The following is a 21,494-nucleotide window of genomic DNA, read 5'->3' on the forward strand; positions in this document are numbered from 1 at the left end:
TGCGTCAAGACGCGGGCCGGCCCTGCGCTTGAGACAGGTCAAATCGGCCGCCACACGCTGGCCTAGAAGTGGCGGCTGAATGGGGGCCAATCGTCCCGATGAGGTGGAAGCGTGAACTCCGAACCGCTGTTGCTGGCAACGCCCTCTGGCGATGCGCTGAAATTGCGCCCGGAAGGGCCCTGGACCGCAGCGAATGTGACGACGCTCGAAACGCTGTCCCGGTCCGTGGGAGCCGAGGTCGATCGGTCGAGGGGTGTGACCCTGGACATGTCGGGCGTCAGTGCGCTGGACACGCTCGGCGCCTGGGTCCTGGAGAAACTGTCGCGCCGGGCTGCATCGTCGGGCAGATCGGCCGAGTTCGTCGGTGTCGCCGATCATTTCAGCGGCCTGATGGAGGAGGTGCGCCAGGTCAACCGCCATACGCCGGCGCCGGCAGCGGCGCCAAATCCGGTTCTGCTCAGGCTCGGCGATCTCGGAAAGTCCACGGTCGGCGCGCGGGAGGACATCACGATCTTCCTGCAAATGCTTGGCGCCTTGTTCATGGCCGTCGTCGGCGTGCTGCGCCGGCCGCGAACGCTGCGGCTGACGTCGCTGGTCTACCAGCTCTACCGTATCGGGTGGCAGGCGATCCCCATCGTCGTTCTGATCACGTTCCTGATCGGCGCCATCATCGCCCAGCAGGGATTCTTCCATTTCCGCAGGTTCGGCGCGGAGTCCTACACCGTCGACATGGTCGGCATCCTGGTGCTGCGCGAGCTCGGCGTTCTGATCGTCGCCATCATGGTCGCAGGACGTTCGGGAAGCGCCTACACCGCCGAGCTTGGCTCGATGAAGATGCGCGAGGAGATCGACGCGCTTTCGACCATGGGGCTCGATCCCGTCGACGTCCTGATCCTGCCCCGCGTTGCGGCTCTGGTCATCGCGCTGCCGATCCTGGCCTTCATCGGATCGATTGCCGCGCTCTATGGCGGCGGCCTGGTCGCGCAGTTCTATGGCGACATGGGACCGGCGATCTACATCGCACGGCTGCATGAGGCCATATCCGTCACCCATTTCGAGGTGGGCATCCTGAAGGCACCGTTCATGGCGCTGGTGATCGGGATCGTCGCCTGCAGCGAGGGCCTGCGCGTCAAGGGCAGCGCCGAGTCGCTCGGGCGGCAGACGACGACCTCCGTGGTGAAGTCGATCTTCCTGGTGATCGTGCTCGACGGCTTGTTCGCGATCTTCTTTGCCTCGATCGGAATGTGACCATGGGCGAACAGCAGGAAGAGTTCGCGATCCGGGTTCGCGACCTCGTGGTCGGTTTCGGCCGCCAGACCGTGCTCGACCATCTGTCGCTCGATGTGCGCCGGGGCGAGATCCTCGGGCTGGTGGGCGCGTCCGGCGGCGGCAAGTCGGTGCTGATGCGGACCATCATCGGCCTGATCCCGCGCCGGAGTGGCACCATCGAGGTCATGGGACAGCCGATCGGCGGCCGCACGCAAGGTGCGGCCACGGCCTGGGGCATCCTGTTCCAGCAGGGCGCGCTGTTCTCTTCGCTGACGGTCCGCCAGAACGTCCAGTTTCCGCTGCGCGAAAATCTCGTCCTGTCGCAGGAGCTGATGGACGAGATCGCGATCGCCAAGCTCGAGATGGTCGGATTGCGGGCGCAGGATGCCGACAAATATCCGGCGGAGCTCTCGGGTGGAATGACCAAGCGCGTGGCGCTGGCGCGCGCGCTTGCGCTCGATCCGCCGATCCTGTTCCTGGACGAGCCGACCTCCGGCCTCGATCCGATCGCCGCCGGCGATTTCGATGCGCTGATCGGGACCCTGCAAAAGACCCTGGGGCTGACCGTGTTCATGGTCACCCATGATCTCGCCAGCCTCACCACGGTCTGCGACCGCGTCGCCGCGCTCGCCGACGGCAAGATCGTCGCAATCGGGCCGATGCGCGAACTGCTGCAATCCGAGCATCCCTGGGTGCGCGCCTATTTCCACGGCAAGCGCTCGCAGATGCTGCAACACGAGATGAGATGAGACATGGAAACCCGCGCTCCCTACGTGCTGATCGGCAGCTTCGTACTGGCCGCGATTATCGCGGTGTTCGGCTTCGTCTATTGGCTGAACAACACCGGCGGCATCGGGCCGCGCACGAACTATCGCGTGCAATTCCAGGGACCTGTGCCGGGTCTCTTGGTCGGCGCCGGCGTGCTGTTCAACGGCATCCGCGTCGGCGAGGTGACCCAGCTCGGGCTAGCGCCGGACAATCCGCGCTTCGTCAACGCGACGATCTCGGTTGCTTCGGCAACGCCCGTGCGCGCCGACACCAGGGTCGGGCTCGATTTCCAGGGCTTGACCGGCGTTCCCGTGGTGACGCTGGAGGGCGGCATGATCGTCGCCAAATCCGGCGAGCCCCTGACCTTGATCGCCGAGGCCGGCGCAGGCCAGAGCATGACGCAGGCCGCGCGCGATGCGCTGCGGCGGGTCGACACCGTGCTGGAGGACAATTCCGGTCCGCTGAAGGACACCATCGCCAATCTCAAGACATTCTCCGACGGGCTTGCGCGCAACACCGGCAAGATCGACGGCATCCTGGCGGGTCTCGAGAAGATGACCGGTGGCGGGACGCCTGCGCAGAAGATCACCTACGACCTGCGCGCGCCGCAGAACCTTGGCCCGGCCGGCAAGACGTTCTCCGCGTCGCTGGCCATTCCCGAGCCGACCGCGGTCGCGATGCTCCAGACCCAGCGCATGCTGTTCTCTCCCGTCGGTGACAACCCGGGCTTTGCCGATTTCCTGTGGGCCGACAGCATCCCGAAGCTGGTGCAGGCGCGGCTGATCGACAGTTTCGAGAACTACGACATCGCTCATGCGCCGTTGCGCACCAGCGATCTCGGGCAGGCGGACTACCAGCTTCTGATCGACATCAGACGCTTCCGGATCGCCACGGAAGGCGAGACAAGGGTCGAGATCGCCCTGTCGGCGCGCATCGTCGACAAGAACGGCAAGGTGATCGCGTCCCGCCTCGTCGAGACCAGCGAGAAGCTGGACAAGGTCGAGCCAGCGGCTGCCGTTGCGGCGTTCGATGCGGCTTTCGCCCGCATCGCCAAGGAGCTGATCGGCTGGACGGTGCAGGCGGTCTAAATTGCGCTTTAGGGCCGGCTATTCGAGCGTCTTCAGGTAGGACAGCAGATCGTGGATCTGGTCCGGATTGAGCTCGAAGGCCGGCATGTCGGCGTGGCCGGTGTAGATGCCTTCCGCCAGCGCCTCGCCAAGGGTCTCGATCGGATAGCGCCGGTGCAGGGTGCGTAGCGGGGGCGCGATCTTGAGCGGGCTCTCGGAGACGCGGTCGATCGCGTGGCATCGCGCGCAATTGGTCCGCGCGAAGGCCTTGCCGCGTTGTTCGGCGGTGGGGGCCGCCAGCGCAGGCGTGATCAGAAAGAGGCCAATCAGGCCCTGGCGGAGCGCGTGCTGAAACATGGAAGGCGGAATCCCGTCGAACTCTCGGCGCAGAATAGAGGGGGGAGGGAGGCCAAAATTGATCTGGGTCAATCGCATTTGTGGCGGCGCAGTAAAATGCAGCCGCGTGGCGGACTCGGCCGGGGGGCGGAGCTGGACCCACGCTAGGAGCGGTGGATGAAGCCTTCCGTGGTCACGATTGAGCCGAACGGGCATTTCTGCAGCGATTGTGGCGTGCGTGGATCGGCGGTTTGTTCGTCGCTGGATGCGGCCGAACTCAGGGAGTTCGAGCATCTCGGACGCCGTGTCCATTTTTCTTCCGGCGAGACCGTGTTCTCCGAGGAGGACATCACGACCTCGTTCTACAACGTCCTTGATGGTGTCATGCGGCTGTACAAGCTGCTGCCCGACGGCCGCCGGCAGATCGTGGGTTTCGCATTGCCCGGCGATTTCCTTGGGATGAATCTTTCCGGCCGCCACAATTTTTCGGCCGATGCAATCGGCGCGGTGACCGTCTGCCAGTTCGCAAAGGCGCCCTTCGGCCGTTTCATCGAGGATCGTCCGCAGCTACTCAGGCGGATCAACGAGCTCGCCATTCGCGAGTTGAGCCAGGCGCGCGACCATATGGTCCTGCTCGGCCGCCGCTCGGCGGACGAGAAGGTCGCCGCTTTCCTGCTCGGCTGGCGCGAACGGCTGTTGGCGCTCAAGGGGCCGTCCGACACGGTTCCGCTTCCGATGAGCCGCCAGGACATCGCCGACTATCTCGGCCTGACCATCGAAACCGTCAGCCGCACCTTCACCAAGCTCGAACGCCACGGTGCGATCGAGATCATTCACGGCGGAATCAGCCTGCTCGACCCGGCGCGCGTCGAGGCCTTGGCCGCAGCCTGACAGGGCTTTCCACAACGCTCTCGGTTTTTTGATCCCGATCAATGACGCCCGGCATCCGCCGCAAATAATGCGCTCAAACGATCCGGGAGGAGCATGATGCCCACTGACGCGTTGCTGATGACTATTGTCGTCGTGGCGATCTTCGTCACGTTCGCCGCAGCTCTGGCGTGGGCGGACCGGCAAACCAGCGCAGGCAGGATCCATCCCGATTCCAAGCGTTGATGCTGCGGATCATGGTTTCCGCCTGGTGAGCTAGCTGTCCGCTTTCGCCCAGCCGGCGTTGGGCCGTTCGGTAGCGCCTTGACGCAATCGCGACTTGCGGTGCCTGCAACTCTGCATCGACCGGAGCGCATCGGCGCATCCTTTGGATGCCGACCCCGAGCCGGGGCCGAGGTAATCTCGCCGCATTTGCCTAAAACCGCGGGCATGCTTTCCGGTTGAAAAGCCGGGCAACACTGACTACGCAGGAACTCCAGTGCCTCGCAGTCTTAGGAGCCCAGCGGCGTGCCTCAGGACAAGACCGGCGACCCCCGGCAATCGGCGGGCAACAAATTATCGGTCCTGCGCAAGCACCCGATCTTCGCGGATCTGGAGCCGGAGGCGCTCGATCAGCTTTGCCGCTACGCCAAGCACACCACGGTGAAGCGCGGCGCGACGATCGCCGCCAAGGGCGATCCCGGCAACAATTTGTTCGCGGTGATCACCGGAACAGTGAAGATATCCTCCTCGTCGCCTGACGGGCGGAATGCCATTCTCAATCTCATCGGTCCTGGAGAAATCTTTGGCGAGATCGCGGTTCTCGATGGTGCGCCGCGTTCGGCGGATGCGACAGCCAACACCAATTGCGAGCTCTACATCATCGACCGCCGCGACTTCCTGCCGTTCGTGAAGAGTCAGCCGGCGCTGGCGATGAAGTTCATCGAACTGCTCTGCGCGCGCCTTCGCTGGACCAGCCAGCAGGTCGAGCAGGTGATCCTGCAAAATCTGCCGGGGCGGCTGGCAAGCGCGCTGCTCGGCCTCACCGAGGAGCGCAAGCTCGACTCCGGCAGCGGCACGCTCGCCATCACCCAGCAGGAGATCAGCGAGATGGTGGGGATGACGCGCGAGAGCATCAACAAGCAATTGCGCGCCTGGGCCGGTCGCGGTTGGGTTCGTCTCGAGCATGGTGCCATCGTGGTGCTCGACACCGATGCATTGCGCGAACTCGCCGAGAGCGGCCTCGACGGCGAGTAATACGTCTCAGCTAATTGTCGATGATGGCGACCGCGCGGGTCCAGCCCGCCGAGGCGCGTTCGATCTTCACGGGGAAGCATGAGACCGTGAATCCGGTCGAAGGCAATTGATCGAGATTGTGCAGCTTCTCGAGATGGCAATAGCCGATGTGGCGTCCCGCCTTGTGGCCTTCCCAGATCAGGCCGGCGTCCTTGGTCTCGGCATATTTCTTCGCGGTGAAGACGAACGGCGCGTCCCAGCTCCAGCCATCGGTGCCGGTCAGCCGCACGCCGCGTTCGAGCAGATACATGGTGGCCTCATAGCCCATGCCGCAACCGGAGTTGACGTAACTGGCCTCGCCGAATTTGGCGCCGGCGCTGGTGTTGACGACCACGATCTCGAGCGGCGATAGCGTGTGCCCAATGCGCTTGAGCTCGGTCTCGACGTCGCCGGCAGTCACGACGTAGCCGTCAGGCAGATGCCGGAAGTCGAGCTTCACGCCGGGCTGAAGGCACCACTCCAGCGGCACCTCATCGATGGTCCATGACCGCTCGCCGCGGTTCATGGTCGGATGGAAGTGCCAGGGCGCGTCGAGATGCGTGCCGTTGTGGGTCGACAACGAGACCTGTTCGACGGCCCAGCCCTGGCCGTCCGGCAGGTCTTCCGCCTTGAGGCCGTCGAAGAACTGCAGCATGCGCGGCAGGCCCTGCTGGTGGTCGATGTACTGGATCGTCGGATGGTTGCCTGGCGGATCGGACGTCACGTCGTTTCGGAGCGGCACCGAAATATCGATCAGCTTCCGCGGCATGGGCATTCCCTCGAGACAGTCCAGTGTTCGGGATATCTTGAGGGGCCTCCATTGGAGGCGTCAAGTCACGCTCCGGCGACGTCGAGCCGGCCGCCATACCCACCATAGTGCGAATTGCGCAAGAAACTGATCGATGCAACTCTTGCATTGATCGATGCTGGATTTGGCTTGGACAGAGAATGCCGCCCGCCCTAGGGACGACATTGGCGCTTGACTTCACGCCTGAAGTGGAGCGACCCAAGACGGCCTGCAGCCTGCCCGACAACGACATAATCACCTCAGGAGGAAGCCCAGATGAAGACACTCACCGGTATCATCGCAGCCGCCGTGCTGGCGGTCTCAGCGCCGCTGGCGACTGCGCGCGATTTCCGCTCCGCCGACGTCCATCCCGCCGACTATCCGACCGTCGAGGCCGTCAAGTTCATGGGCAAGCAGCTCGCGACGGCGAGCGGCGGCAAGCTCGGCGTGAAGGTGTTTCCGAACGGTGCCCTGGGCTCCGAGAAGGACACCATCGAGCAGCTCAAGATCGGCGCGCTCGACATGATGCGGATCAACGCGTCGCCGCTGAACAACTTCGTGCCCGAGACCGTTGCCCTGTGCCTGCCCTTCGTCTTCCGGGACACGCAGCACATGCGCACCGTCCTTGACGGGCCGATCGGCGACGAGATCCTGGCGGCCATGGAGCCCGCGGGCCTGGTCGGCCTTGCCTATTACGACAGCGGCGCCCGGTCCATCTACACGGTGAAGGCACCGGTCAAGTCGCTCGCGGACCTCAAGGGCCTGAAGATCCGCGTTCAGCAATCCGACCTCTGGGTCGGCATGATTCAGAGCCTCGGTGCCAACCCGACCCCGATGCCCTATGGCGAGGTCTACACCGCGCTCAAGACCGGCCTCGTGGACGCCGCCGAGAACAACTGGCCCTCCTACGAGTCCTCGCGCCATTTCGAGGCGGCCAAGTTCTACAACGTCACCGAGCACTCGCTGGCGCCGGAAGTTCTCGTGATGTCGAAAAAGGTCTGGGACACGCTGAGCAAGGAGGATCAGGCGATGGTCCGCAGGGCGGCCAAGGAATCGGTGCCGGTCATGCGCAAGCTCTGGGACGAGCGCGAGCAGGCCTCCCGCAAGACTGTCGAGGCGGCCGGCGTTCAGGTCGTGACGATCGCCAACAAGCAGGAGTTCGTCGACGCGATGAAGCCGGTGTACCAGAAGTTCGCCGGCGACGAGAAGCTGCAGGGCCTCGTCAAGCGTATCCAGGACACGAAGTAAGAGCACGGCGGATCGGGTCCGGCGTCGCCGCAAGGTGACACCGGGCCCTCGCGAGGGAGGCGCGCGATGACAGACCCACACGTCGCAGATCACGAGCAGGAGGCGGTCACCGGGCGGCCGTCCACCGGCCTGCTCTCGCGGATCAATGCACCCATCGCGCGCCTCGGCATGTATCTGTCGGTGACGGGATTGCTCGTCATCGTCACCATCGTGTTCTACCAGGTGTTCGGACGCTACGTGCTCAATTCCAGCCCGACCTGGACCGAGAATCTTGCGCTGGTCCTCATTCTGTATGTCACACTGATTGGTGCCGCCGTCGGCGTGCGCGATGCTGGCCACATCGGCATGGACAGTCTGCTGGTCATGCTTCCGGATCACGTCCGGGAAAAAGTCGAGATCGTGATCCACGTTCTGGTGGCCGTGTTCGGCATTGCGATGGCCTATAACGGCTGGATCCTCGGGGCGTCGGTCGGCACCGTGAAGATCCCCAATCTCGGCCTGCCCGAGGTCATCCGCTACGTCCCGCTGATTGCCTCCGGCATCCTGATCGTTTCCTTCTCCATCGAGCACATCATTGCTCTCCTGCGCGGCGAAGAGGTCGTCCCCTCATGGAACTGATCATCCTCGGCGCCACGTTCTTCGGCTTCCTGATCCTCGGCGTACCGGTCGCCTTCGCGATCGGCCTCTCGGCGATCTGCACCATCCTCTACGAAGGTCTGCCGGTGGCCGTCATCTTCCAGCAGATGATGTCGGGGATGAATATCTTCTCCTTCCTGGCCATCCCGTTCTTCGTCTTCAGCGGTGAGCTGATGCTGCATGGCGGCGTCGCCGACAAGATCGTGAAGCTCGCCAAGAATCTCGTCGGCCACATCCGCGGCGGCCTCGGCATGTCGAACGTGGTCGCCTGCACCCTGTTCGGCGGCGTCTCCGGCTCGCCCGTGGCCGACGTGTCGGCGATGGGCGCGGTGATGATCCCGATGATGAAAAAGGAAGGGTTCGACACCGACTACGCCGTCAACGTCACCACCCACGCCTCGCTGGTGGGCGCTCTGATGCCGACCAGCCACAACATGATCATCTATGCGCTGGCCGCCGGCGGCAAGGTCTCGATCGGCGCGCTGATCGCCGCCGGCCTCCTGCCGGCGCTGGTGCTGATGGTGTGCATGCTGGTCGCTGCTTACGCAGTCGCGGTGAAGCGCGGTTATCCCGCCGGCAGGTTCCCGGGCTGGGCCGAGGTGTTCCGGTCGCTCGCGGCCGCGCTGCCCGGTCTGCTGATCGTCGGCATCATCCTCGCGGGCATCCTCTCGGGCGTCTTCACGGCCACCGAATCCGCGGCTGTCGCGGTCACCTACACGATCCTGCTGACCTTCTTCATCTACCGCACCATGACCTTGCAGAATTTCCTGCGGGCTGCGGCCAAGGCGGTGAAGACGACGGGCGTGGTGCTGCTGCTGATCGGCGTTTCCACCATGTTCCAGTACCTGATGGGCCTCTACGAAGTGGCCGACTTCGCCGGTGACCTCATGAGCAAGGTCTCGACGCAGCCCTGGATGATCTTCCTGCTGATCAACGTCATCCTGTTCGTGCTCGGCACGTTCATGGACATGGCGGCGACCATCCTGATCTGCACCCCGATCTTCCTGCCGATTGCGATGAAGGCGGGCATGGATCCCGTGCAGTTCGGCATGCTGATGCTGATCAACTGCGCGCTGGGGCTGAACACCCCGCCGGTCGGAACGACGCAGTTCGTCGGCTGCGCCATCGGCGGCATTTCGGTCGGCGCAGTGATGCGCACCATCCTGCCGTTCTACGCCGCGCTGATCGCAGCACTGATGTTCGTCACCTACGTTCCCGCTTTCTCGCTGTGGCTGCCGCGTCTGTTGATGGGATACAAGGGATAGCTGCCGTGCGTGCGCCGCCACTTGGCCGGCGCACCCGCCTTGCGTAGTTTGCGTCACGACAACAGGGAGAATCTGTCCGTGACCGACTATCGCAAGCTCTTCGATCTCACCGGCAAGACGGCCGTGGTGCTCGGTGCCGCCTCGGGGATCGGCAAATCGTCGGCCGAGGCGCTGGCCGGGTTAGGGGCCCGCGTCGTCTGCGCGGATCGTGCGCTTGACGCGGCGGAGGCGACCGCCGCCGGCCTTCGCGAGAAGGGCGGCTGGGCCGAAGCAGCCAGCTGTGACGCTGCAAGTGCCGCGGACGTCAATGCGCTCGCCAAGACCGTGATGCAGAAATTTCCGCGGCTCGACATCGCCGTGACCACGCCCGGGCTCAACATCCGCAAAACCATCCTCGACTACACCGAGGAGGATCTCGACCGCGTCCTCAACCTCAACGTCAAGGGCACGGTCTGGTTCTTCCAGGCCTTCGGCCGCATCATGGTCGAACAAAAGGGCGGCAGCATCGTCGCCTGCTCCTCGGTGCGCGCGGTGACCATCGAGCCGGGCCTCGGCGTCTACGGCTCCACCAAGGCGGCGATCGGCCTCCTGGTGAAGGGCTTTGCCTCCGAGGTCGGCCATGCCGGCGTGCGCGTCAACGCGATTGCGCCGAGCATCGCCGAGACTGCGCTGACCGGCCCGTTCAAGCAGCGGCCCGACATCTACAATCTCTATGCCGGCCACACCGTGTTCAACCGCTGGAGCAGCGCCGACGAGGTCGCCACCGCCGTGGCCTATCTGGCCTCGGACGCCGCGAGCTATGTCAGCGGCAGCACGTTGTTCGTCGATGGCGGTTGGACCGCGGTCGACGGGCCGCCGACCGGTCTCACTCAGCTGCACAAATAGGGCGGCTGCCTAGCTGGCAAAGCCCACGCGCTGGCACAGTTCCTTGTGATCCGCGCCAGTCAGCAACGCAATTAGCGCGGCGGCCTCTTTCGGATGAGCGGCCCCCGCGGTCACGCCCGCGGTGTACATCGTCACGAGCTCGCAGCCCGGCGGCAACGCCCCCGACAGCGCAATGCCTTCGGTCGCGATGATCTCGGTCGCCTGCGTGCAGCCGATCGGCCGCGCTGCGGTGGAGGCTGCAAGCTCGCGCATCGCGGTCGCGCCGTTTGGAAATATCTTGAGGCGCGAGGCGACCTCGTAGGCGATGCCGAGCCGATCCAGCACTTTTGCGACGTGCTGTCCCGCCGTGGACGCCTTGATATCAGGGACGTAGATAGCGTCCGCGGAACGCAGCACCTCGCGCAAATCGGCTTCGGTCTTCGCCGTCACCCTGGGATCACGGCTGCGAACTGCCAGTGCGGTCTCGACCCGACCGACATCCGCGATCGAGGATGGAGCGACGAGCTTCTCCTCGGCAAGCTTTGCAAGCAGGGCCTGCGTCAGAATCATGAGATCTGTCGGCGTACCCGCGCGCAGCTTGTCGGCCATGACGCCGACCGCGCCGAATTCACCGTCGATGCCGCAGCCGGTCTGTGTCTTGAAGTCCTCGCTGAGGCCGCGCACCAGGCCTTGCGCCGCGCCGCCGCTCAAGATGGTCACTGTCGTCACGATGCAAGCTCCATGGCTGCGATGATCCTGTCGCGCGTGATCGGCAGGTCACGGACGCGCACGCCGAGGCAATCGAACACGGCGTTCGCGATCGCCGCCGTCACCGGACCGTGCGCGGCTTCGCCGGCGCCGACCGGCTCGGTTTCCGGCCGCTGGATGATCTCGACATCTACCGCCGGCACTTCGCTGAAAGTCAGGATCGGATAATCCGTCCACGAAGTCGAGGTGATGCGCGACCGGTCAAAGCGGACGCGCTCCTTCAAGACCCAGCTCGTCGCCTGGATGGCGCCGCCCTCGATCTGGTTGATGACGCCGTCCGGATTGATGGCCTCGCCGACATCGACCGCAAGCGTCAGCCGCTTCACGCGGATGTCGTCGGCCCCTTCGATCTCTGCAATCGCGGCGCAATAGGCCCCCGTGTTCTTGTAGCGTGCAAAGCCGACGCCGTGACCGATGCCGGCCTGCTTCTGCGGTTTCCATTGCGCGCGTCGCGCCGCGGCGCGAATGACGTCGCGCGCCCGCTCGTCACGGAGGTGGCGCAGGTGGAATGCGATCGGATCCTCGCCGCGCAATGCGGCGATCTCGTCGAGCAGGGACTCGATAGCGAACACATTGCCTTGCCCGCCCAGCGTCCGCAGTGCCGAGGTACGCACCGGCATCGTCAGCAGCCGGTGGCTCGTGATCGTCCAGGCCGGGAAATCATAGAGCGGAACGGAGTTGCGATCGCCGCCACCGCCATTGGCGGCGGGCGGATTCGTCGAAATCATGCGCGGGTAGGGGTTCGCGATTTCGGTTGCCGCGAGCAGCGCGGGCTGCGCCGCGCGTCCCGGCCGCGCCGCGTGGCCGTTGCTCCAGATCGCGTGGCGCCAGCCGATAATCTCGTTGTCCGCATCGAGATCGGCCTCGATCTCGATGGCCATCGCCGCACCAAACGGCGCATGGGACATCTCGTCGTGGCGCGACCACTGCACCCGGACCGGTCGGCCGCCGGCCGCTTTCGCCAGCAGAACGGCGTCGAGCGCGACGTCATCGGCCGCGTTGTGTCCGTAGCAGCCGGCGCCCTCCATGTGCTCGACGACGATGTTTTCGGCGGGCAGCTTGAGCACGATGGCGAGATCGGCGCGCAGCAGATAGACACCCTGGCTGTGCGTCCAGACGTGGACACGATCGCCGTCCCATCGCGCCATGGCGCAGGAGGGCGCGATCGAAGCATGGGCAATGTAGGGTCGGGTGTATTGCCGGCGTAGGGTACGAGCGTGCTCGCGCGGCGATAACGCCGGCTTGGTGTCGATGACGGTGGTCTCGACCGGCTGGCTTTTCAGGAAGCCTGCCAGATCATCTTCATCGGGCAGCGGTTCTCCGGCCGACCATGTCGCGCCTTTGCGCAAGGCTTTCAGTGCAGCTTCCGCCGCGGCCTCGGCGTCAGCGATCACGCCGGCAAAGCCGCCGTCGCGGGCGATCGCGACGCGGCCGGGGACGGCGCGTGCGGCTGTTTCGTTGAGCGCAATCAGCTTGGCGCCCGAGATGTCCGGCCGCAGCACGCGTCCGTGCAGCAAGCCAGGCAACGCCTGGTCGTGAATGAAGCGAGGCTGGGCGAACACCTTGTCGGGAATGTCCACGCGCTGGATGGAATGTCCGGCGACGGCGCGCCTGGCGGCGCTCTTCGCCGCCGCGCCCGCAGTGGCGTCGTGGTCGAGCGAGACGTCGCCCGAGAGCTCCCAATAGCTGGTGCTGACATTGCCGGGACCCGAGATCGTGCCGTCATCGACATCGAGCAACGCTGCGTCGACACCGAGACGCTCGGACGCCGCAAACAGGAAGCGCTGGCGCACCTCGGCACAGACCTGTCGGAGCGCGCGGCCGGATTGCTGGATCGAAAGGCTGCCTGACGTGACGCCTTCGTTCGGGCTGGCTGCCGTCGAGGCGCGGATCATCTCGACCTTGGAGATATCGACGTCGAGCTCATCCGCTGCGATTTGCGCCAGCGCCGTCACGATGCCCTGGCCGATCTCGACCTTGCCCGGCGAGATCGCGACACGGCCGTCGCCCGTGAACCTTACCCAGGACGACAGCCTTGGATTGGCCACCAGACTGACCGGCAGTTTCGGGGCAGGGGACGTCATGGCAAAGCCATCTCCGAGGCCGCGCGAAGTACCGCGCGCACCATGCGGTTATGCGATCCGCAGCGGCAGAGGTTGCGATCGAGCGCCTCTCTCACCTCAGCCTCCGTCGGCAACGGATTGCGTTTCAGCAGCGCCGCTGCGCCGATCAGGATTCCCGAGACGCAATAGCCGCATTGCATCGCCTGCTCGGAGATGAAGGCGCGTTGCAGCGGGTGCGGTTGCTCCACTGTTCCCAGGCCTTCCGCCGTGACGACATCCTTGTTCTCGACCGACCACATCGGCATGTCGCAGGAGCTCATTGCGCGGCCGTCGACCATGACATGACAGGCGCCGCACTCACCGGCTCCGCAGCCGAAATGCGCACCGGCGATGCCGAGCCGGTTGCGCAGCACGTCGAGCAGCATCTGGTCCGGATCGGCGTCCACGACGATCGCCGCGCCGTTGAGTCGGAATTGAACCGTGGGCATGAGCAGTACGGCCTCAGGACTTGTCGAACTTCTTGACGACATCGGCCCATTTCTCGATGTCGCCACGCAGGAATTTTTCGAATTCCTGCGGTGTCATCGACATGGGTACGGCGCCCTGCTCGGTCCAGAGCTTGACGATGTCCGGACGCTTCACCATTGCGTTTACGGCGGCGTTGAGCTTGTCGATGATGGGCTTCGGCGTGCCGGCCGGCGCCATCAGGCCGAGCCAGATCGTGGCCTCATAGCCGAGAACGCCGGCTTCGATCGCGGTCGGCACGTTCGGCAGCACCGCGGAGCGCTGCTTGCCTGTGGTGGCGAGCGGGCGAACCTGGCTTTCGGCAATGTTCGGCGCCATCGCCGGCACCGCGTCGATCATCATCTGCACCTGTCCGCCGATCACGCCGCCGCGGGCTTCGCCGCTGTTGCGGTAGGGGACATGGACGACGTCGATGCCGGCCATCGCTTTGAACAGCTCACCAGCCATGTGATACGGCGTGCCCTGGCCGGAGGAGGCGTAGTTCAGCTTGCCTGGTTGCGCTTTGGCGAGTGCGATGAACTCGGCAAGCGTCTTCGCCGGCACTTGCGGGTTCACCACGACGACGAGATCGGAATAGTTCACCGGTGCGATCGGCGCGAGGTCGCGCATCAGCTCGTATTTGCGCTTGTCCGGCGTCAGCAGCGATTCATTCGCGGTCTGGGTGTTGGACATCATCAGCAGCGTGTAGCCGTCGGCCGGCGACTTCGCAGCTTCCACGGTGCCGATGACGCCGCCGGCGCCGGTGCGGTTCTCGATCACGAAGGGCTGGCCAAAGCTTTCCTGGAAGACGTTGCCGATCAGCCGGGCCGCCACATCGGCCGGCCCGCCAGCCCCGAACGGGACGATGATCCGCACCGCGTGCGTGGGATAGTCCTGCGCCAATGAGGGGGCTGCGGCGCATGCGCCGAGCAGGCCGGCGGCCAGCGCCAGCATGAAGCTTCGGGCCGTCATGCCCACCTCCCTGATGTCGTTCTTGTTGGCCGGTACTGTAACGGCAGGGAATGCGGACTGTCGACGCCTTACAAAGCCGATCCGACCGGGAATATCCGGGGGATTCGGTGTGATTGGGCCGCATTTCGCGGTCGCGGCAGGAACCACCGCCGCGCGCGGTTTGAGCAAATCGCATGGGCATTGCCGGATAAATGCCCTCGGCTGGCAGGTATTTTGGTGTTACGAACTGGGACATGAACCAGCACGCGAAGATCGAAATCCGCCATTCGACATGTCCACATGATTGCCCCTCGGCCTGTGCCCTCGATGTCGAGGTGGTCGAGGGCCGCAGCATCGGCCGCGTCCGCGGTTCGAAAAAGCAGACCTACACGGCCGGCGTCGTCTGCGCCAAGGTCGCCCGCTATGCCGAGCGCATCCATCACCCTGACAGGGTGACATTCCCGATGCGCCGCATTGGGCCGAAGGGCTCGGGCCAGTTCGCGCGCATCTCGTGGGACGAGGCGCTCGACGAGATCGCGGAGCGCTTCAACCAGGCCGAGCGCGAATTCGGCGCGGAATCGGTCTGGCCGTACTACTACGCCGGAACGATGGGCCTCGTGATGCGCGACGGGCTCAACCGTCTGACGCATGTGAAAAAGTATTCGCGCTTCTATCAGACCATCTGCGCCAATGTCGGGCGCATCGGCTTTGCGATCGGCACCGGCAAGATCGCCGGCGTCGATCCGCGCGAGATGGCTCTGTCCGACCTCGTGGTGATCTGGGGTACCAACCCCGTCAACACCCAGGTCAACGTGATGACGCACGCCTCGCGTGCCCGCAAGGAGCGCGGCGCGAAGATCGCTGCGGTCGATATCTACGACAACGAGACGATGAAGCAGGCTGATATCAAGATCATCCTGCGTCCGGGCACCGATGGCGCCTTCGCCTGCGGCGTCATGCATGTCCTGTTCCGCGACGGCTATGCCGACCGCGCCTACATGGACAAATACACCGACTGCCCGGCCGAGCTCGAGGCGCATCTGAAGACGCGCACACCGGAATGGGCGTCCGCGATTTGCGGCGTGCCGGTGGCGGAGATCGAGGCTTTTGCGAAAGCGGTCGGCGAGACCAAGCGGACGTTCTTCCGCTATGGCTACGGCTTTACGCGCAGCCGCAACGGCGCCGTGCAGATGCATGCGGCGAATTGCATTCCGGCGGTGACCGGCGCCTGGCAGTACGAGGGCGGTGGCGCCTTCTTCAACAATTACGCGCTGTGGCATTTCAACGAATCCATCATTGAAGCCCACGATGCGGTCGACCACAGCGTCCGCGCACTCGACCAGTCCAAGATCGGCCGCATCCTCACGGGCGACGCCGAGGCGCTGCGCGGTAAGGGGCCCGTCAAGGCGATGCTGATCCAGAACACCAACCCGATGACGGTGGCGCCGGAGCAGGCGCTGGTCCGGCAGGGCTTTGCGCGCGAGGATCTGTTCGTCGCCGTGCACGAGCAGTTCATGACCGAGACGGCGCTGATGGCCGACATCGTGCTGCCGGCGACCATGTTCATGGAGCACGACGACCTCTATTACGGCGGCGGCCACCAGCACATCTCGGTCGGGCCGAAGCTGATCGACCCGCCCGGCGAATGCCGCTCCAATCATGAGGTCTTGCAGGCGCTGGCGCCGCGGCTTGGCGCAAAACATCGGGGCTTCGAGATGGCGCCGCGCGAATTGATCGACGCGACGCTGAAGCTCAGCAACCACGGCGACATCGGCGGCCTCGAAGCCGACATCTGGCGCGACCTGCAGCCGGATTTCCGCACCTCGCATTTCCTCGACGGCTTTGCCCATGCCGACAAGAAATTCCACTTCCGGGCGGATTGGGCGCACCCGCCGTTCGGCGTGACGATGGGCGATTTCGACAAGATGCCTGATCTGCCGGACCATTGGGCGGTGATCGAGCACGCCGACCAGGCCCATCCGTTCCGGCTCGCCACCAGCCCCTCGCGCAGCTTCCTCAACACCACCTTCAACGAGACACCGTCCTCGCAGGCGCGCGAGGGCAAAGCGAGCGTGATGATCCATCCGATCGATGCGGCCGCGCTCGACATTGCTGACGGCGATGCGGTGACACTCGGCAACAGCCGCGGCGAGACCACGCTGGTCGCAACGCTGTTCGATGGCGTGCGGCGCGGCGTGCTGATCGCGGAGTCCGTTCACCCCAACAAGAATCATATCGGTGGGCGCGGCATCAACATGCTGACGGGGGCCGACACGATCGCGCCGATCGGCGGAGCCGCATTCCACGACAACAAGGTCTGGATCAGGAAAGCGGTCGGCTGAGCGCACGGCGATTGCCGCGCAATTTGTGTCGAGGCGCTAAAGCGGCGCCGCGCCGCAGTTTGCGCTTGCACCTTTCGCCCGAGCTGCCGCAAATGGCGGCAAACGGGAGCAAGGAAGTGAGCGTGCCATGACCGACACCACAGCCGTCATCACCGAAAAGCGCGGGCAGGCGTTCTGGATCACCATCAACCGGCCGGAGAAGCGCAACGCGCTGAACGGCGATGTGATCGCCGGCATCAGCAAGGGCTATCGCGATGCGCATGAGGACAAGGACGTCCGCGTCATCGTGCTGACCGGTGCGGGTGACAAGGCGTTCTGCGCGGGCGCGGACCTGCAGAATTCCGGCGCGGCGTTCGCGATGGATCATTCCAAACCCAACGTCGACTATGCGGATCTGCTGCGTCTGTCGCAGAACGCGACCAAGCCGGCGATCGCGCGCCTCAGTGGCGTCTGCATGGCCGGCGGCATGGGCCTGCTCTGCATGACCGACATGGCAGTTGCGGCCGATCACGTCATCTTCGGCCTGCCCGAGGTGAAGGTAGGCGTGTTCCCGATGCAGGTCCTCAGCCTGCTCCAGAGGATCGCGCCGCCGCGCCTCGTCAACGAATGGGCGCTCACGGGCGAGCCATTCGATGCGAAGGCTGCGCAAGCTGCGGGGCTCCTCAACTACGTCGTGCCCGCGGCCGAGCTCGATGCCAAGGTCGACTGGCTGATCGGCCGCATCGTCGACAAATCACCGACCGCGATCCGTCGCGGCAAATACGCCATGCGCGCCATCGCCGCGATGTCGTTCGACGAGAGCATCGCCTACACCGAGAGCCAGATCGCGCTGCTTGCGATGACCGAGGACGCCAAGGAAGGGCTGAAGGCGTTCAGCGAGAAGCGGAAGCCGGTCTGGACGGGGAGGTGAGAGGAAGTTCGTAGGGTGGGTTAGCCCTGGGCTGCGCGAAGCGCAGTCCCTTGGCGTAACCCACCACCGTTTGTTTCCGTCGAGGCAGAAGAGGTGGGTTACGCCCTGCTGGCCGCGCTTTGCGCGCCCACAGTGCTAACCCACCCTACGGCACTTACCCCGCGTTGGCCTTCAGCCCCGCCGTCTGGATACCCGCCACTGCGCAAGCCTCGTCATTGTCGGAGGTGTCGCCGGAGACGCCGACGGCGCCGAGCAGGGTCGTGCCGTCCATGATCAGCACGCCGCCGGGGACCGGCACCAACGCTCCCTTCGCAATGGTGTTCACGGCGTCGATGAAATAGGCCTGCTCCTGCGCGCGCTGGAACAGGGCGCGTGAGCCCATGCCCATCGCGAGGGCGCCGTAAGCTTTGCCATGGGCGATCTCGGCGCGCATCAGGCTGGTGCCGTCCTGCGCCGCGGCGAGCTTGAGCACGCCGCGGGGGTCCAGGATGGTGACGACGAGGGGCTTGAGCTTCAGCTCGCCGGCCTTTGCGAAGGCGGCGTCGAGGATCTTGCGGGCGACGTCGAGGGTGAGTTCAGCCATGGCTTGGTTCCTTTGTAGCGGGAGTGGCGATTGAAGGGGTGGCGCGATCGAGGCTCATCGCCAGCACGCGCGCGACGTGAAGCGCCTCGCGCTGCGTGCCGTCGTGGATCTGGTGGCGGCAGGAGGTGCCGTCGGCGACGACCAGCGTAGTCTGATCCGCGCGCCGCACGGCGGGCAGCAGCGACAGCTCGGCCATCTCGATCGAGGCATCGTACGTGTCCGCGCCATAGCCGAAGGCGCCGGCCATGCCGCAGCAGCTCGACTCGATCGTTTCGACCTTGAGGCCGGGGACGAGGCGCAGCACCTGCTCGACCGGCTTGAAGGCGCCGAAGGATTTTTGATGGCAATGGCCATGGACCATGGCCTTGTCCGCGATGGTGCCGAGCGGCAGTTGCAATCGTCCGGCCTCGGCCTCGCGCACCAAAAATTCCTCGAACGTCAGCGCATGGGCGCCGACCGCTTTGGCGTCGTTGTCCTTGCGCAGCGAGGTGAGCTCATCGCGCAGCGTCAAGAGGCAGCTCGGCTCGAGGCCGACGATCGGCACGCCGCGCGCGGCGAACGGCGCGAAGGCGGAGACCAGTCGGTCGAGCTCGGCTTTGGCTTCGTCGACGAGACCAGCCGAGAGGAACGTGCGGCCGCAGCACAGCGGCCGGCTGCCGCTCGCAGGCTTCGGCATGTGCACGCGATAGCCGCCCGCCGCGAGCACGCGGAGCGCTGCGTCGAGATTCTCGCGCTCATAGATGCGGTTGAAGGTATCAGTGAACAGCACGACCTCGCGGCCGGTTTCCGGCCCGACCGCTTCGGCTGGCGGCACGAACACATCGCTGCGGAAGGCGGGGAGCGCCCGGCGCGCGCTGATGCCGGCAAAGCGCTCGAACAGTTTTCGCAACAGCGGACTGCGGTTGCGCAAATTCGCGAGCGGCGCGAAGCGCGACGCAAGGCCGGCATAGCACGGCAGGTACCCGACCAGGCGGTCGCGCAGCGTCAGGCCGTGGCCGGCGGCGCGCGCGGCGAGCACCTCGATCTTCATCTTGGCCATGTCGACGCCGGTGGGGCATTCGTGGCGGCAGGCCTTGCAGGAGACGCAGAGTTTCAGCGTCTCCATCATCTCGTCGGAGGACAGCGCATCGGGGCCGAGCTGGCCGGAGATCGCGAGACGCAGTGTGTTGGCACGGCCTCGCGTGACATCCTTCTCGTTGCGCGTCGCGCGATAGGACGGGCACATCACGCCGCCCTCGAGCTTGCGGCAGGCGCCGTTGTTGTTGCACATCTCGACCGCGCCCTGGAAACCGCCGCCGGCGCCGGGATAGGCCGACCAGTCGAGCTTCGTCTTCAGCTCGCCAACGCGATAGTCCGGTTTGAAGCGGAACAGCGAGCGGTCGTCCATTTTGGGCGCATCGACGATCTTGCCGGGATTGAGGACGCCGGCGGGATCGAAGCGCTGCTTCACCTCCCTGAAGTCGGCGACGAGGCGTTCGCCGAACATGGTCTCGTGGAATTCGGACCGCACCAGGCCGTCGCCATGCTCGCCGGAATGCGAGCCCTTGTACTCGCGCACCAGCGCGAAAGCCTCCTCGGCGATGGCGCGCATCGCCTTGACGTCCTTCTCCAGCTTCAGGTTCAGCACCGGGCGCACATGCAGGCAGCCCTCCGAGGCGTGGGCGTACATCGTGCCGCTGGTGCCGTGTTTGGCAAACACCTCGTTCAGCCGTGCGGTGTAATCGGCCAGATGCGGCAGCGGCACCGCGCAGTCCTCGACGAAGGAGACCGGCTTGCCCTCCTGCTTCATCGACATCATGACGTTGAGGCCGGCGGCACGGAAATCGGCGATGCCACTCTGCCGCGCCGGCTCGGTGATCTCGACCACACCGCCCCATTTGCGCGTCTCGTTATTCCAGCCGAAGCCGAGATCGCCCATCAGCTCGGAGAGCTGCTTGAGGCGCAGCAGATTGTCGGCCTGATCTTCTTCAGCGAATTCCACCACCAGCACGGCGTCCGGATCGCCCTTGATGGCCGCGGAGATGATCGGGCGGAACATCGCGATATCGCGGCCGAGCGCGATCATGGTGCGGTCGACCAGTTCGACCGCGATCGGCTTGAGCTTGACCAGATGCTGGGCCGCATCCATCGCCTCGTAGAAGCTGCCGAAATGGCAGACGCCGAGGGCCTTGTTGCGGATCACGGGCCAGAGCTTCAACTCGACCTTGGTGGTGAAGGCGAGGGTGCCTTCGGAGCCGACCAAGAGATGCGCCATGTTGTTCGGCGCATTGCGCGGCACCAGCGCATCGAGATTGTAGCCGCCGACGCGGCGCTGCACTTTCGGGAAGCGCGCCGCGATCTCGTCGGCCTCGCGCGTGCCGAGATCGAGCATGTCGCGGAACAGGGCGCGGGTGCTGTCGCTGGCCTCGACGTCGGAGAGATCGCGCGATACCTCGCCGAAACGGCTCAGCGTGCCGTCGGCGAGCGATGCCTCCATCGACAGCGTGTTGTCGCGCATGGTGCCGTACCGAAGCGAGCGGCCGCCGCAGGAATTGTTGCCGGCCATGCCGCCGATGGTGGCGCGGGACGCCGTGGAGACGTCGACCGGAAACCACAGGCCGTGCTTCCTAAGCTGCCGGTTGAGGTCGTCGAGCACGATGCCGGGCTCGACCACGCAGGTGCGGCCCTCGACGTCCAGCGACAGGATGCGGTTGAGGTGCTTGGAGAGATCGACCACGAGGCCGTCATTGACGGTCTGGCCGCATTGCGAGGTGCCGCCGCCGCGCGGGGTGACCTTCACCCCCTCGTCGCGGGCAATCGCCAGCGCCCTCAAGGCCTCGTCCATCGTCTTCGGCGCCACCACGCCTGATGGCATGATCTGGTAGAACGAGGCGTCGGTGGCGTAGCGGCCGCGGCTGAAGGGGTCGAACAGGACGTCGCCGGTCAATTCCGACCGCAGGCGCCGTTCGAGCGAGGAGGCGTTTGTCATCCCTGATCCCGGACTGCCTCAGC

At 65.2% G+C, this 21,494-nt stretch carries 20 protein-coding genes; 12 read left to right on the plus strand and 8 right to left on the minus strand.

Translation table 11 applies throughout. The features are described 5' to 3' along the window. Window positions 1–111 precede the first annotated feature (111 nt). From JQ635_RS03785 to JQ635_RS03795, 3 genes are read left to right on the plus strand one after another with little or no spacing between them, the layout of a single operon-like run. Window positions 112–1,248: an ABC transporter permease gene (locus tag JQ635_RS03785; RefSeq protein WP_211408535.1), complete on the plus strand. Its 1,137-nt coding sequence runs from the start codon at window positions 112–114 to the stop codon at window positions 1,246–1,248. A gap of 2 nt (window positions 1,249–1,250) precedes the next feature. Then, window positions 1,251–2,018, plus strand: a complete 768-nt coding sequence (locus JQ635_RS03790; protein ID WP_211408536.1) for an ABC transporter ATP-binding protein — start codon at window positions 1,251–1,253, stop codon at window positions 2,016–2,018. Window positions 2,019–2,021: 3 nt separating this feature from the next. Next, a complete protein-coding gene (locus JQ635_RS03795) occupies window positions 2,022–3,125 on the plus strand; it encodes an ABC-type transport auxiliary lipoprotein family protein (RefSeq protein ID WP_211408537.1) in 1,104 nt (367 codons plus the stop codon). An 18-nt stretch (window positions 3,126–3,143) separates the two neighbouring features. Here the strand turns inward: JQ635_RS03795 and JQ635_RS03800 are convergent, their stop codons facing one another. Beyond that, entirely contained in the window at window positions 3,144–3,461 is a 318-nt protein-coding gene (locus JQ635_RS03800) for a c-type cytochrome (RefSeq protein WP_211408538.1), read from the minus strand. Window positions 3,462–3,617: 156 nt separating this feature from the next. On the opposite strand from JQ635_RS03800, the gene JQ635_RS03805 reads away from it, so the two are divergent. From JQ635_RS03805 to JQ635_RS03810, 3 genes are all read left to right on the plus strand, one after another. Then, window positions 3,618–4,331 (plus strand): Crp/Fnr family transcriptional regulator, encoded by a 714-nt coding sequence (locus JQ635_RS03805; protein WP_211408539.1) that lies wholly within the window; start codon window positions 3,618–3,620, stop codon window positions 4,329–4,331. Between the two features lie 96 nt (window positions 4,332–4,427). Continuing rightward, window positions 4,428–4,553: a hypothetical protein gene (locus tag JQ635_RS39185; protein WP_283826054.1), complete on the plus strand. Its 126-nt coding sequence runs from the start codon at window positions 4,428–4,430 to the stop codon at window positions 4,551–4,553. A 282-nt stretch (window positions 4,554–4,835) separates the two neighbouring features. Further along, window positions 4,836–5,564, plus strand: coding sequence for a Crp/Fnr family transcriptional regulator (locus JQ635_RS03810; protein ID WP_183239786.1), 729 nt, complete (start codon window positions 4,836–4,838; stop codon window positions 5,562–5,564). Between the two features lie 10 nt (window positions 5,565–5,574). On the opposite strand, the gene JQ635_RS03815 is transcribed toward JQ635_RS03810, so the two are convergent. Next, window positions 5,575–6,351, minus strand: a complete 777-nt coding sequence (locus JQ635_RS03815) for a cyclase family protein (protein ID WP_211408540.1) — start codon at window positions 6,349–6,351, stop codon at window positions 5,575–5,577. Between the two features lie 294 nt (window positions 6,352–6,645). On the opposite strand from JQ635_RS03815, the gene JQ635_RS03820 reads away from it, so the two are divergent. From JQ635_RS03820 to JQ635_RS03835, 4 genes are all read left to right on the plus strand, one after another. After that, window positions 6,646–7,617, plus strand: a complete 972-nt coding sequence (locus JQ635_RS03820) for a TRAP transporter substrate-binding protein (RefSeq protein ID WP_211408541.1) — start codon at window positions 6,646–6,648, stop codon at window positions 7,615–7,617. A 66-nt stretch (window positions 7,618–7,683) separates the two neighbouring features. Beyond that, the gene (locus tag JQ635_RS03825; protein WP_211408542.1) at window positions 7,684–8,235 is read left to right on the plus strand and encodes a TRAP transporter small permease; all 552 of its coding nucleotides are present in this window, start codon (window positions 7,684–7,686) and stop codon (window positions 8,233–8,235) included. Then, on the plus strand, window positions 8,226–9,518 hold the full coding sequence (locus tag JQ635_RS03830; RefSeq protein ID WP_211408543.1) for a TRAP transporter large permease: 1,293 nt from the start codon (window positions 8,226–8,228) through the stop codon (window positions 9,516–9,518). The genes JQ635_RS03825 and JQ635_RS03830 overlap by 10 nt, the downstream gene beginning before the upstream one ends. 78 nt (window positions 9,519–9,596) lie before the next feature. Then, complete coding sequence (locus JQ635_RS03835) at window positions 9,597–10,403, plus strand: SDR family NAD(P)-dependent oxidoreductase (RefSeq protein ID WP_211408544.1); 807 nt, start codon at window positions 9,597–9,599, stop codon at window positions 10,401–10,403. A 9-nt stretch (window positions 10,404–10,412) separates the two neighbouring features. Here the strand turns inward: JQ635_RS03835 and JQ635_RS03840 are convergent, their stop codons facing one another. Genes JQ635_RS03840 through JQ635_RS03855 form a run of 4 tightly spaced genes read right to left on the minus strand, consistent with a single transcriptional unit; the run spans window position 10,413 to window position 14,689 of the window. After that, window positions 10,413–11,111 (minus strand): molybdate ABC transporter substrate-binding protein, encoded by a 699-nt coding sequence (locus JQ635_RS03840; protein ID WP_211408545.1) that lies wholly within the window; start codon window positions 11,109–11,111, stop codon window positions 10,413–10,415. Continuing rightward, window positions 11,108–13,234: a xanthine dehydrogenase family protein molybdopterin-binding subunit gene (locus JQ635_RS03845; protein ID WP_211408546.1), complete on the minus strand. Its 2,127-nt coding sequence runs from the start codon at window positions 13,232–13,234 to the stop codon at window positions 11,108–11,110. Before JQ635_RS03845 ends, JQ635_RS03840 begins: the two co-directional genes overlap by 4 nt. Beyond that, window positions 13,231–13,701 (minus strand): (2Fe-2S)-binding protein, encoded by a 471-nt coding sequence (locus JQ635_RS03850; RefSeq protein ID WP_211408547.1) that lies wholly within the window; start codon window positions 13,699–13,701, stop codon window positions 13,231–13,233. Before JQ635_RS03850 ends, JQ635_RS03845 begins: the two co-directional genes overlap by 4 nt. 13 nt (window positions 13,702–13,714) lie before the next feature. Next, on the minus strand, window positions 13,715–14,689 hold the full coding sequence (locus JQ635_RS03855; RefSeq protein WP_211408548.1) for a Bug family tripartite tricarboxylate transporter substrate binding protein: 975 nt from the start codon (window positions 14,687–14,689) through the stop codon (window positions 13,715–13,717). A gap of 233 nt (window positions 14,690–14,922) precedes the next feature. Here JQ635_RS03855 and JQ635_RS03860 point away from each other — a divergent pair, with 233 nt between their 5' ends. Together JQ635_RS03860 and JQ635_RS03865 are read left to right on the plus strand one after the other, a co-directional pair. Further along, window positions 14,923–17,010, plus strand: coding sequence for a molybdopterin oxidoreductase family protein (locus JQ635_RS03860; RefSeq protein ID WP_211408549.1), 2,088 nt, complete (start codon window positions 14,923–14,925; stop codon window positions 17,008–17,010). Between the two features lie 127 nt (window positions 17,011–17,137). Then, complete coding sequence (locus JQ635_RS03865; protein ID WP_211408550.1) at window positions 17,138–17,920, plus strand: enoyl-CoA hydratase/isomerase family protein; 783 nt, start codon at window positions 17,138–17,140, stop codon at window positions 17,918–17,920. A gap of 154 nt (window positions 17,921–18,074) precedes the next feature. Here the strand turns inward: JQ635_RS03865 and JQ635_RS03870 are convergent, their stop codons facing one another. Further along, window positions 18,075–18,503 (minus strand): GlcG/HbpS family heme-binding protein, encoded by a 429-nt coding sequence (locus JQ635_RS03870; protein ID WP_211408551.1) that lies wholly within the window; start codon window positions 18,501–18,503, stop codon window positions 18,075–18,077. After that, entirely contained in the window at window positions 18,496–21,471 is a 2,976-nt protein-coding gene (locus JQ635_RS03875; RefSeq protein WP_211408552.1) for an FAD-binding and (Fe-S)-binding domain-containing protein, read from the minus strand. Before JQ635_RS03875 ends, JQ635_RS03870 begins: the two co-directional genes overlap by 8 nt. Window positions 21,472–21,494 lie beyond the last annotated feature (23 nt).

The sequence above is a fragment of the Bradyrhizobium iriomotense genome, from assembly GCF_018130765.1.
GTDB lineage: Bacteria > Pseudomonadota > Alphaproteobacteria > Rhizobiales > Xanthobacteraceae > Bradyrhizobium > Bradyrhizobium iriomotense_A.